Below are 11,148 nucleotides of genomic sequence, written 5' to 3'. Positions count from 1 at the left end.
ATGCGGTACCCGGCCAGCGGCCGCGCCGGAAGCGTGTCGGGGATCCTCAGCACGACTGCTCCCGCTCCGGACGGCCGTCCCAGGTCCGGGACACCGCGGTGAGGTCGGGGTTCGCCGCGCACAGCAGGTCCGGGACCGTGGACCCGTAGTGGACGGTCCGCTGCGGCCACGGCAGCGCCGCCGTGTCGAGACTCCGGAGGGCGCCGTCGGCGGTCCGTCCGGAGTAGGCGTACTCCGTCGAGGAGGCGACGAACATGCTCCACGAGTAGCGGCGCGGCGGGTCCGTGGTGAGCAGACCGACCGCGGGGATCACGGCCTCCACGACGACGACGCCCGCCAGCAGCCATCCCGCGGTCCTGCGCGTGAGTAGCGACACACCCGTCCCATCGCGCAACGACGTCCGGGCGTTAGCCGGTCACTTCGGGTCGAGGGAGTAGATCCGGACCCAGTCCACCTCGTAGGTCGCCGGCTGCATGTTGCCGCCGAAGAAGTTGTCGAGCTGGATGGTCAGGTGCCCGCTCGGCATGGCCTGGATGTTGCTGCGGCCGGACCGGGCGCCGTCGGAGAAGGAGAACCACTCCTTGCCGTCGATGAAGCCCTTCACGTGGTCGGGCGTCCATTCGATCGCGACGTTGTGCCACTCGCTCAGTGGTGCGCCGCAGTTCCTCTCCTTGGCGTGCTCCTGCTGGACCGCGCCGCGGCCGTGCGGGTAGTGGATGAACGCCTCGGCGCACCGCTCGCCGGGGGCACCGTTCTCCAGGAAGTCGTACTCGCCGTCCTGGGGCCAGCGGTCCGACTGCGGCCAGATGATCAGCAGCGGGTGGTACTGAGGTGTTCTCAGTAGCGGGGTGGCAGGTCGTGGCGACACGCCGAGGGTGGTGAGATGAGCGGGAACGGGGCAGGACCCCGGTAGATCGGTTCGGTCCAGCACAGATCGACACCGTCACCGAGGTCCTGCATGTCTGATCCTGTCACCTACACCGCTGTCCTCCCGATCGGGGAGCGCACCGTGGCCTATCTGGCGCGGCTCCTGGTCCTTCAACGCCGTCGACGTGGCACCCGGCGGCGGGCGTTGACCCCGTTCGCCCAGGCAGTGCTGGTGATCCGCTGGTTCTGTGATGCTACCCGGGTCCGATGTTCGGCCGGTGACAACGCGATCAGCACTGCAACGGCCTACCGTTACCTGCACGAAGGCATCGACGTCCTCGCCGCGGCCGCACCCGGCCTGCACGGAGCCCTGCTCGCCGCCCGCACAGCCGGGCACACCCACGTGAATCTCGACGGCACCCTGATCGCCACCGACCGGTGCCGCGCGCTCGGCCTCACCCCCGGGGTCGACCTGTGGTGGTCGGGCAAGCACCGCCGCCACGGCGGGAACATCCAGGTCCTCACCGCACCTGATGGATGGCCGCTATGGACCAGCGACGTGCGGCCGGGCCGCGAGCACGACACCCGCTGCGCCCGTACCCACCCCGGGCTGCTCGAGGGCCTGGCCGCGTTCACCGACGACACCCACGCCGCGCTGGGCGACCTCGGCTACGAAGGCGAAGCCGACCGGCTCACCGTGCCCATCAAACTCGCCCCCGGCCGCGGGCAGACGGTCAACCAGCGCACCGTCAACACCCTGCACTCAGCCCTTCGTGCTCTGGCCGAACGCGGAAACGCCCTGCTCAAGACCACCTTCGCCGCGTTGCGGCGAGTCACGCTATGTCCCTGGCGCACCGGCGCGATCACCGCAGCTGCGCTCGTACTACTCCACACCGAGTACGACCGCACGACATGATCAACCCGCTACTGAGAACACCTCACTGCCTGCCGTTGTTCGGGCCGGTGCCCTCGGAGCGGACGCGTGCCTCCCAGCGGCCGTACTGCTGGTTGAACTTCGACGAGATCCAGGCCGAGTCGCCGTTGCGGAGCCCGGTCTGGACGAGCTTGCCGTCCTTCACGGTGGACCGGCTGGCGCAGCGGCCGCCGTTGCCGGCGTGACCGGGCCAGCACTCGCCGGCCTGGTTCCACTTCGCCGGGTCGGGCGGTCCGGTGTAGTCGAACTCGTCCGACGCCGGCAGCGGCGCGCCCCAGCCGTAGCGCTCGGCCGCGCTGGTGGCGCCGGGGCGGGGCCTGCTCTGGTCGGCCGGTCGGGCCGAGGGGTCGGTCACGGCGGGCTCCTCCGTGGGGGCAGCCGGGTCTCCCGGCGACGCGGGCTTGTCGACCGGCGGGGTGGCCGGCTCCGTGGACGGAGTCTCCGCCGGGTCGGGGGCGGGCTGCTCGGCCGGGGCCGTGGGGGTGTCACCCGGGGCCGGAGCCGGCGGGGTCGTTGCCGGCGGGGTCGTTGCCGGCGGGGTCGTTGCCGGCGGGGTCGTTGCCGGCGGGGTCGTTGCCGGCGGGGTCGCCGGCTTCTCCGCCGGTGCAGGTGTGTCGACCGGGGCCGGCTTCTCCGCCGGAGCAGCGGCCGGCGGACCCGCAGGCTGGGGGGCCGCAGTCGGCGCCCCAGCCGGAGCGGGCTTCTCCGCCGGAGCAGGCTTGGCCGGCGGAGCAGCAGCCGGCGGAGCAGCGGGCCGCGGGGCCGGAGCCGCAGCCGGAGCGGGCTTGGCCGCCGGAGCCGGAGCCACTGCCGGAGCGGCGGGCTTCCCGGCCGGCGCCGCGGGAGCGGTGGGGGCGGTCCCGGCTGCCGGGACGGGCTTTGCCACGGGGACCACCGCTGCGGCGGCCGGATCCCGTGGAGCGGACGCGGTCACCGGCACGGTCGGAGCCTTGGCGGGAGGAGCCGGAGCGGTGGCTCCGTCCGCGGCCTTCCCGGAGGGCGCGGACGGAGCGCCCAGGGTGGCCCGCGTGGGCGGCACGGAAGCGGCAGGCGCGGAACCGACGGCCGCCCCCTCGGGTGCGGCCGAGCTCGTCGTGTCCTCGGCGCCCCGCACGACGGTCTCGCTCGCCGTCGTCCCGGCGCCTGCGGCCCAGGACGACGATCGCAGAGCGGAGTCGACCGGACTCCCCGAGCTCCCCGACGGGCTGGACATCGGTTCGGCGAGCACGCCGGGCGCCGCGGGCAGCGCCGGCTGCGGGGCGACGCCGGACACGACGGGTGCGCTCGCCGCGGGCAGAGGCGCGCCGTCGGTGATCAGGAGCACCCCTCCGGTATAGAAGACGGCACTCACCGTCACCACCGCCGCAGCGCTCATCACTGTGCGTCGTTCCAGTCCACGCCTCATTGGCCCCGTTCCCGTCCCATCGGTGTCCGCCTTGTCCGATATCGAGGAAACTAGAAGCACACAGTGCACAACAGCCACTCCCGCCACTCGTATGAGGGACGAACTCACCCTCACGGCGGTCACCCGAATCCATCCGGTGCTCCGATTGCGCTGTGACACAAAGGAACGCGGGAATAATCGGGATCAGTGGGACGACGGGGATGAGTCCGCTGCTCCGTTCGAGCGGTCGCCACAGATCGCCGCTGGTCAGGGCCGGGCGGGCGATGTCTCCGGTGCCTGCCCCCGGACCAGCACCGCGACCCGCGACGGCGCCCCGGTCACGGCGGACGCCGGCCCGTCGCTCCAGCCCGCCGCAGGTGCTCCGGCCACCAGCGGTGGCCGCCGGCCGGAGCGGTGCCGCCGGTACCAGTGGACACTGGGGTCGTGATCGACGATCCGATCGCCCGGCTGGAGCGGCTCGCCGGGCCGGAGGGCACCGCACTGCTGGACCGGCTCGCCGTCGCCGATCGTGGCGGCGACGCCGCGCTGCGACTGGGTACCGCGTTGCGCCGCGAGCACGACGCCGAGCTGGTAGCCGACGCGATGGCCCAGGCCGACCTGCGCGACCGGGCGGCCCGCAAGTTCGCACGGGCACGGCAGATGTGGTTCACCCGTGACGGGCTCGAACAGGCGTCGTCGGAGGTGATCGCACGGCACCGCGCCGCGCGGTTCGCCGGCCGCACGGTGCTCGACCTGTGTTGCGGGATCGGCGGGGACCTGGTGTCGCTCGTCGCCGCGGGGCACGACGTCACCGGCGTCGACCTCGACCCGGTGCACCTGTGGATGGCGGCCCGCAACGCCGCCGTACACGGGGGGCGGGCCCGCACGGTGCGCTCCGACGTCCGCGATGTCGACCTGTCCGGCGCCGACGGTGTCTTCGTCGACCCCGCCCGGCGCACCGGCGGCGGCCGGCTGCGCACCGGGGAGTCCGAGCCGCCGCTGGAGTGGTGCGTCGGGCTGACCGGCCGGGTCGGCGCGGTGGGGGTCAAGGCGGCCCCGGGCATCGACCACGACACCGTCCCGGCCGGCTGGGAGATCGAGTTCCTCGCGCTCGGGCGCGAGCTGAAGGAGGCGTGCGCCTGGTCGCCGGCGGTGGCCGGGGCCCGCACGCGCGCCACCGTCGTCCACGACGACGGGGTGCACCAGCTCTCCGGCGAGCCCGACCCGCCGGACGGGGACACCGGGATCGCGGTCGGCGAGCCGGGCGGGTGGCTGCTGGACCCGAACCCGGCCGTCACCCGCGCCGGGCTGGTGTCGGCGCTCGCGCGGGCCACCTCGACGTCGCGGATCGACCCGCGGATCGCGTTCCTGACCGGCGACGACGAGCCCCCGCCCACCCCGTTCGCCCGCCCGCTGCGGGTGCTCGACTCCCGCCCGTGGGACCAGAAGCGGCTGCCGCGTCTGCTCCGCGACCTGGACGTCGGGGCGGTCGACGTGCGCCGCCGCGGCCTGGCCGGCGACGTCGAGGCGCTCGCCCGCAGGCTGCGCGGCCGCGGGTCGCGGCACGCGACCGTGGTGATGACCCGGGTCGAGGACCGGCCGTGGGGCCTGGTCTGCGTGGAGCCGGGCAGCGCCTGATCAGCCGCGCCCGGGGAAGTGGATGAACTCCAGCGTGATGCCGTCCGGGTCGCGGAACTCCAGGGTGGCGTAGTCGGTCGGGTCGGTCCGGTCGACTACGCCGCCGTGCGGCACCGTGAGCGCGTCCAGCCAGGCGGCCCAGTCGTCGAGGGTGGCCCGGTCCGCGACGCCGAACGCCAGGTGGTCCAGGGCCCCGCGGACCGGGCTGCCGTCGCCGTCGGCGTGCAGCTCGATCATCACCCCGGTGACCGCGTCGAGCAGCAGGGCCGCCTTCTCCGGGTCGCCACCGCCCGCACCGTGGTGCGGGAAGGTCATCGGCAGCCGTTGCAGCCCGAGGACGCGCTGGTACCACAGCGCACTGGACTCCACGTCGGTCACGACGGCCGACACGTGGTGGAAGCCGGTGACCGCCGGTCGTTCGATGGCCGAACCCATGGGCGTCCTTCTCCTCGCCGGCCACCCGCGGGATGACCGGGCCTGCTCCTCGTCGCGGTGCAGTACACCACCGGCGCCCGCCCGGGGTGCGGACGGCCGCCGTCCCATGATCGGCCGCACGGGTACCGGCACGTCCCGCCCGGTCGGTGTGTGTCGCGTTGCCCGCCCCCGGCCGGGCGTGGAACCGTCGGCCGCGTGACGACGATCGCCGAGGTCCCCGAGTCCATGCGGTGCAGCGTGCTGCGTGCCGCCGGAGAGCTGCAGGTCCAGCAGCGCCCGGTCCCCCGCCCCGGCCCGCGCGAGGTGCTGGTGCGGGTCGCCTCGGTCGGCACCTGCGGCTCGGACGTGCACTACTTCCGGCACGGCCGGATCGGGGAGTTCGTGCTGCGTGAGCCGATGGTGCTCGGGCACGAGCCGTCCGGGCGGATCGTCGGCGTCGGCGAGGGCGTCGACACCGGCCGGATCGGCGAGCGGGTCTCGCTGGAGCCGGGCGTGCCGTGCCGGCGCTGCCGCTACTGCCACACCGGCGCCTACAACCTGTGCCCGGACATGGTCTTCTTCGCGACCCCGCCGGTCGACGGCGCGTTCGCCGAGTACGTGACGGTCGCCGACGACTTCGCCCACCCCGTCCCCGAGCACGTCTCCGACGACGCCGCCGCGCTCCTCGAACCGCTCTCGGTCGCGCTGTGGGCGCACCACAAGGCGCGCACCGGGGCCGGGTCGCGGGTGCTCGTCGCCGGTGCCGGGCCGATCGGTCTGCTCGTCGCGCAGGTGGCCGCGGTGCTCGGGGCCGCGGAGGTCGTCGTCAGTGACCCGGACCCGGCGCGTGCCGCGCTGGCCCGCGACTTCGGGGCGACCGACGTCGTCGCCCCGGGTACCGACGTGTCCGGGGTGGACGCCTTCGTCGACTGCTCCGGGGTGCCGGCGGCGGTGCTGGGCGGGCTGCCCTCGGTCCGCCCCGGCGGCACCGCGGTGCTGGTCGGGATGGGCGCCGACGAGATGACGCTGCCGGTGTCGGCGCTGCAGTCCCGCGAGATCACCCTGACCGGCACCTTCCGCTACGCCAACACCTGGCCCACCGCGGTGCGCCTGGCCGCCACCGGTGCGGTGGAGCTGGACCGGTTGGTGACCGGGCACGTCGACCTCGACCACGTCGGCGACGCGCTGTCCCCCGACCCGTCGCAGGTCAAAGTGGTCGTACGTCCGTGAGGCTCGCCGCCGGTCCCGGGTGGACCGACGTCGTCGCCGGGCTCGTGGCCACCGCGCCCGCCGGCCCGGCCGGGAACCGGCTGGTCACCGTCGACGGCTTCTCCGGCGCCGGGAAGTCGACCCGGGCCCGGGAGCTGGCCGACCGGCTCGCCGCCCCGTTGCTCGAGATCGAGGACCTGTGCCCCGGCTGGGACGGCCTGGCCAGGGTCCCGGCACTGGCCCGGCGCGGGATCGGGGACCCACTGGCCGCCGGGACGACGCTGCGCTGGACGTCGTGGGACTGGGTGCACGACCGGCCGGGTCCAGAGCGGACGCTCGCACCGGCACCCGTCGTCGTGCTGGAAGGGTGCGGGAGCGGCGCGGCCGAGCTCGCGCCGGTGACCGCGCTCGCGATCTGGGTGGACGCGCCCGCCGACGAGCGGGAGCGGCGACTGCGGGATCGGGCGGACTGGCCCGGGTACGCCCCGTTCCGCGACGGCTGGCGCCGCGCCGAGCAGGAGCTGGCCCGCTCCGGGGGTGCCCCGGAGCGGGCCGAGGTCGTCCTGCACGGGTGAACGCGGACGGGGCCCGGCACCACCCCCCACGAGGGTGCCGGGCCCTGCCGCGCCGTCAGACCCGGGCGCGCCGGACGACGAGGTAGCCGCCGACGGCGGCGAGCACCCCCACCAGCAGCGGGTAGCCGGCGAGCAGCAGCGGCACCGGCGCCCCGGTGAGGAACCGGCCCACCGCCGGCCATGCCTGCTGCAGCGTCACCAGCACCACGGCCACCCCGACCACCAGTCCGACGCCGACGCCCAGCGCCCACACCCCGAGCTGCCCCCAGCGCCGGAAGACCGCTCCGGACAGCAGGAACACGGCGCCGACCACGAACATCGGGACCCAGTAGCAGAGCATCGTCAGCAGCACGTTCTGCCCCGACAGGAACCCCACCGCGAAGAACTGCATCCCGACACCCCAGCCGCCGGTCGCCCCCTCGATCTCCAACAGCACGGTCAGCAGCACCGAGTGCAGCAGGGTCTCCACCGCGAGCAGGGACAGCACCCCGGTGTAGAAGTGCCGCCGGGTGATGCCCAGGCTCAGCGCGAACGGCATCACCTGCGTCATCGTGACCAGGTACTGCGACCCCACGATGAAGAACAGCGCGGCGAGCGCACCGGTGACCCCGCCCTCGGGGGAGCCGGTACCGGCACGCACGGCCCAGAAGACGGCCACGTTGATCGCGAAGATGGCGGCCAGGATGACCCAGGGCATGCCGACCCGGTTGCGGGCGTCGACGAGGTTCATCCGGAGCACCGCGGCCAGCCTGCTCCCGGTGGTCACGGGACGGTCGACCTCGGCGACGGCAGCGGCGGTGGTCATGACAGGACCTTCCGGTCGGAGCGGGCGGCGGAGTTCTGCTGGGTGGTGCGTACGACGAGCTGCTGCAGCGAGACCGGCTCGAACTGCAGCTCCGGCAGCGTGGGCTCGGACACCGCGCCGGACAGCGTCACGCGCAGGAAGCCACCCATCTGCTCGCGGTGCAGCTCGACGTGCCCGCCGGCGAACCGCTCGACGGCCTCGACCGGCCCGGTCACGGTGACGGCGCTCCCCCGCAGGTCCTCGGCGTCGGAGTCGATCAGGACCCGGCCGCCGTCGATCAGGACGACGTGCTCGATCAGGTCGGACACCTCGTCGATGAGGTGCGTGGACAGCACCACGGTGCGCGGGTGCTCGGCGTAGTCGGCGAGCAGGCGGTCGTAGAACAGCTGGCGGGCGACGGCGTCGAGACCGAGGTAGGGCTCGTCGAAGAAGGTCAGCGGGGCCCGCGACGCGAGTCCGATGATCACGCCGACGGCGGAGACCTGGCCGCGGGAGAGCTTCTTGGCCCGCCGGGTGCGCGGGAGCGCGAACTCCTCGACCAGCTGGTCGGCGAACGCCTGGTCCCAGTGCGGGTACACGGTCGCGGCGGCGCGCAGTGCGTGCCCGACGGTGTAGGAGTCCGGGTACTTCAGCGACTCGCGGATGAAGCAGGTGCGGGCGAGCACCGGTGCGTTCTCGTAGGGCTGCTCGCCGAAGATCTCAGCGCGCCCGGAGGACGCGAAGTTCTGCGCGGTGAGGATCTGCATCGCGGTGGTCTTGCCGGCGCCGTTGCGGCCGAGCAGCCCGTGGATGCGGTTCTCCTCCAGCGCGAACGTCACGTCGTCGAGCGCGGTCACGTCGCTGCCGTAGCGCTTCGTGACGCCGTGCATGGCGATCACGTTCGTACTCATCGGTCGTCCCCCCAGACGTCGATCATCTTCTTGAGCTGCTCGGGGTCGATCCCGAGCTTGCGGGCCTCGGTGACCAGCGGAGCGATGTACTGCCGGGCGAAGTCCTCGCGACGGCTCTCCAACAGCCGGGTTCGCGCCCCCTGCGCGACGAACATGCCGATCCCCCGTCTCTTGTAGAGCACACCCTGTGCGACCAGCTGGTTGAGACCCTTCGCCGCGGTGGCCGGGTTGATCCGGTGGAAGGCGGCGAGCTCGTTGCTGGACGGAACCTGGGTCTCCTCCGGGTAGGTCCCGTCCACCACGGCGGACGCGATGTCCTCCGCGATCTGCGCGAACAACGGGCGGCCGTCGTCGATCACGGCGGCCTCACGGTGTCGTAGCTCGGTGGTTCATTACTCATGTAATGAACCACCGAGCCAAGAGGCCGCCGCGTCCAGGGGCGGCCGCTACCTTCCGCTTGGCAGAGCATCGCTCTCGTCGTCGACCATTGTTCATGCAGTGCTCTACGGTGACCCGGTGAACGCCTCCCGCACCGCCCGCGAGCGGGCCCGCGCCGAGCTCGTCTCCGAGATCACCGCGGCGGCGCGCCGCCAGCTGGCCGAGACCGGCGCGGCGGCGCTGTCCATGCGTGCCGTGTCCCGCGAGATCGGGATGGTGTCCTCGGCACTGCACCGCTACTTCCCCACCCGCGACGACCTGCTCACCGCGCTGATCGTGCAGAGCTACGACGCGCTCGCCGACGCCCTCGCCGCGGCCGACCCCGGCTCAAGCCCGGCCGAGCAGTGGCGGGCGATCGCGCAGGCCCTGCGCGGCTGGGCGCTGGCTCACCCCCACGAGTACGCGTTGATCTACGGCTCCCCCGTGCCGGGCTACCACGCGCCGACCGGCACCGTCCCCGTCGCGGCCCGGGTCCTGGAGCCGCTCGCCCGCGCTCTGGCCACCGCGCATGCCGCGGGGACGCTCGTCGACGCGCCCGAACCGGACCCCGCGCTCGCCGCCGACGCCGACCGCGTCCGCGCCGCACTGGGCCTCCCGGACCTGTCCGACGGGGCCGTGTTCGCCGCCCTCACCGCATGGACCGGGCTGTTCGGGCACCTGTCCTTCGAGCTGTTCGGCCAGTTCGAGAACGCCGTCGACGCCCGCGACGCGCTGTTCGCGGGCACCGTCGAACGCCTGGGCCGGGTCGCGGGCCTGCTCTGAGCGCTCCCCCGGCCCGAGGAGCGGCGCCGCCCGATGCCGGTCGAACTAGCTCCGGGTGAGCAGCGCAGGTCAGCGGCTCAGGTCAGCGGCTCAGGTCAGCGGCGCAGCCGCCCGGCGAGCCGGCGGAGGCGTGCGCCCAGGTCGCCCGGCACCCCGCCCTGCTCGACCCGGACGACGAGCGCCGTCGCCGCGACCGCCACCAGCAGCGCGACGATCAGGTCGCCGAACGGCCCCACCCCGAGGCGCCCGCTCCCCAGCGCCGCGGCCGCGGTCCCGACCGGCGGCAGCCACGGCTGCGTCCCGGTCACCACGAGCACGACCAGCGCACCGATCAGCGCGACACCCTCGTTGCGGATCACCGGCCGCGAGAACACCGACCCCACCGCGGCGCCGGTGATCCCGCAGGCCAGGTGGGCGAGCAGGCCGTCGAGCAGGCTCCCGGTCGTCGCCGTGCCCCAGGCGGCGATCACGCCCCACACCACCGCGAGCAGCCCCAGCAGCGCCACGCCGGCCGTCGCGGCGATCAGCACGCCGGCCGCGACCGGCCACGGGCCCCCCGCGGCGGACAGGGTGACGGCGCGGGAGTCGTCGTCCTCGGACTCGGCCAGCGCGTGTGCCAGCCAGGCCCCGACCGGGTAGAGCAGCAGCGCGCTGGCCGCCCACGGCGCGGGCAGCGGGCCGGGCGCCCCGCCGAACAGCACGGCGAGGGCGCCGGCGTAGAGCACCAGCGGGGCGACGAAGCGTTCGGTGCGGCCGACGTCCTCGCCCAGCAGCATCGCGACGGCGAAGGCCGAGCGCATCCGCCGCGTCACCGGCGGCCTCTCGGGGGAGCCGGACGGACCGGCCGCACCGAGCGGACCGCGCAGCCCGCGGCGAGCGCGGCCGCCAGCCAGGCGTCGCTCTCGGGGGCGGGGACCCGCACGGTGAACCGGCCCGGCGCCGCGCCCTCGACGCGGGCGGGCGGCAGCACCCGTTCCAGCAGCGGGCGGGGGTCGCCCGCGCAGGCCATGTCCAAGCGCATCATCGCCCCGGGCGGCGGCGCGGTCGGCAGCGGCACGGAGTCCGGGTCGGAGGCAGTCGCGATCCGGCCCTCGCGCAGCCTGTGCAGGCGGGCGCCGGGCAGGCCCGCCGCGGTGCCGGTGTGGTCGGTCAGCAGGGTCGGGGCGGCGCGCGCGGCGAGCAGCCTGGTCAGGGCGTCCGCGGCGTCGTCGTCGAGGCCGTTCCAGGGCTCG

General features: G+C 74.4%; 14 protein-coding genes and 1 pseudogene. 6 read left to right on the top strand and 9 right to left on the bottom strand.

Annotated elements, in window-relative coordinates; translation table 11 throughout:
• Positions 1–46 precede the first annotated feature (46 nt).
• On the bottom strand, positions 47–376 hold the full coding sequence (locus tag Ae505Ps2_RS10250; RefSeq protein WP_075308592.1) for a hypothetical protein: 330 nt from the start codon (positions 374–376) through the stop codon (positions 47–49).
• A 39-nt stretch (positions 377–415) separates the two neighbouring features.
• Positions 416–868 (bottom strand): glycoside hydrolase family 16 protein, encoded by a 453-nt coding sequence (locus Ae505Ps2_RS10245; RefSeq protein ID WP_075553583.1) that lies wholly within the window; start codon positions 866–868, stop codon positions 416–418.
• Positions 869–958: 90 nt separating this feature from the next.
• Between Ae505Ps2_RS10245 and Ae505Ps2_RS10240 the strand changes: the two genes are divergently transcribed.
• The gene (locus tag Ae505Ps2_RS10240; protein ID WP_075553319.1) at positions 959–1,783 is read left to right on the top strand and encodes a transposase family protein; all 825 of its coding nucleotides are present in this window, start codon (positions 959–961) and stop codon (positions 1,781–1,783) included.
• 22 nt (positions 1,784–1,805) lie between these two features.
• On the opposite strand, the gene Ae505Ps2_RS31905 is transcribed toward Ae505Ps2_RS10240, so the two are convergent.
• Positions 1,806–2,156, bottom strand: coding sequence for a hypothetical protein (locus Ae505Ps2_RS31905; RefSeq protein ID WP_075553582.1), 351 nt, complete (start codon positions 2,154–2,156; stop codon positions 1,806–1,808).
• 673 nt (positions 2,157–2,829) lie between these two features.
• Between Ae505Ps2_RS31905 and Ae505Ps2_RS10230 the strand changes: the two genes are divergently transcribed.
• A complete protein-coding gene (locus Ae505Ps2_RS10230; protein WP_139318836.1) occupies positions 2,830–3,138 on the top strand; it encodes a hypothetical protein in 309 nt (102 codons plus the stop codon).
• 491 nt (positions 3,139–3,629) lie between these two features.
• Entirely contained in the window at positions 3,630–4,823 is a 1,194-nt protein-coding gene (locus tag Ae505Ps2_RS10225) for a class I SAM-dependent methyltransferase (RefSeq protein ID WP_233147406.1), read from the top strand.
• Here Ae505Ps2_RS10225 and Ae505Ps2_RS10220 read toward each other — a convergent pair whose 3' ends face one another.
• A complete protein-coding gene (locus Ae505Ps2_RS10220) occupies positions 4,824–5,258 on the bottom strand; it encodes a VOC family protein (RefSeq protein WP_020625876.1) in 435 nt (144 codons plus the stop codon). It abuts the gene before it with no gap.
• Positions 5,259–5,453: 195 nt separating this feature from the next.
• On the opposite strand from Ae505Ps2_RS10220, the gene Ae505Ps2_RS10215 reads away from it, so the two are divergent.
• Together Ae505Ps2_RS10215 and Ae505Ps2_RS10210 are read left to right on the top strand one after the other, a co-directional pair.
• The gene (locus Ae505Ps2_RS10215; protein WP_020625875.1) at positions 5,454–6,467 is read left to right on the top strand and encodes an NAD(P)-dependent alcohol dehydrogenase; all 1,014 of its coding nucleotides are present in this window, start codon (positions 5,454–5,456) and stop codon (positions 6,465–6,467) included.
• Positions 6,464–7,021, top strand: a complete 558-nt coding sequence (locus Ae505Ps2_RS10210; protein WP_075308600.1) for a hypothetical protein — start codon at positions 6,464–6,466, stop codon at positions 7,019–7,021. The genes Ae505Ps2_RS10215 and Ae505Ps2_RS10210 overlap by 4 nt, the downstream gene beginning before the upstream one ends.
• 55 nt (positions 7,022–7,076) lie before the next feature.
• Here Ae505Ps2_RS10210 and Ae505Ps2_RS10205 read toward each other — a convergent pair whose 3' ends face one another.
• From Ae505Ps2_RS10205 to Ae505Ps2_RS10195, 3 genes are read right to left on the bottom strand one after another with little or no spacing between them, the layout of a single operon-like run.
• The gene (locus Ae505Ps2_RS10205) at positions 7,077–7,826 is read right to left on the bottom strand and encodes a hypothetical protein (protein WP_020625873.1); all 750 of its coding nucleotides are present in this window, start codon (positions 7,824–7,826) and stop codon (positions 7,077–7,079) included.
• Positions 7,823–8,716, bottom strand: coding sequence for an ABC transporter ATP-binding protein (locus tag Ae505Ps2_RS10200; RefSeq protein ID WP_043280315.1), 894 nt, complete (start codon positions 8,714–8,716; stop codon positions 7,823–7,825). The genes Ae505Ps2_RS10205 and Ae505Ps2_RS10200 overlap by 4 nt, the downstream gene beginning before the upstream one ends.
• The gene (locus tag Ae505Ps2_RS10195) at positions 8,713–9,072 is read right to left on the bottom strand and encodes a GntR family transcriptional regulator (protein WP_043280317.1); all 360 of its coding nucleotides are present in this window, start codon (positions 9,070–9,072) and stop codon (positions 8,713–8,715) included. Before Ae505Ps2_RS10195 ends, Ae505Ps2_RS10200 begins: the two co-directional genes overlap by 4 nt.
• Before the next feature lie 160 nt (positions 9,073–9,232).
• Here Ae505Ps2_RS10195 and Ae505Ps2_RS10190 point away from each other — a divergent pair, with 160 nt between their 5' ends.
• Positions 9,233–9,916 (top strand): TetR/AcrR family transcriptional regulator, encoded by a 684-nt coding sequence (locus tag Ae505Ps2_RS10190; RefSeq protein WP_075312438.1) that lies wholly within the window; start codon positions 9,233–9,235, stop codon positions 9,914–9,916.
• Between the two features lie 95 nt (positions 9,917–10,011).
• Here the strand turns inward: Ae505Ps2_RS10190 and Ae505Ps2_RS10185 are convergent, their stop codons facing one another.
• Both Ae505Ps2_RS10185 and Ae505Ps2_RS31900 read right to left on the bottom strand, forming a co-directional pair.
• On the bottom strand, positions 10,012–10,716 hold the full coding sequence (locus tag Ae505Ps2_RS10185; protein ID WP_139318837.1) for a hypothetical protein: 705 nt from the start codon (positions 10,714–10,716) through the stop codon (positions 10,012–10,014).
• Between the two features lie 8 nt (positions 10,717–10,724).
• Positions 10,725–11,148, bottom strand: a pseudogene (locus Ae505Ps2_RS31900) (hypothetical protein); the annotation flags it as partial.

The organism is Pseudonocardia sp. Ae505_Ps2 (assembly GCF_001932425.1).
In the GTDB taxonomy this organism is placed as follows: Bacteria; Actinomycetota; Actinomycetes; order Mycobacteriales; family Pseudonocardiaceae; genus Pseudonocardia.
This window is presented reverse-complemented; position numbering and strand designations above follow the sequence as displayed.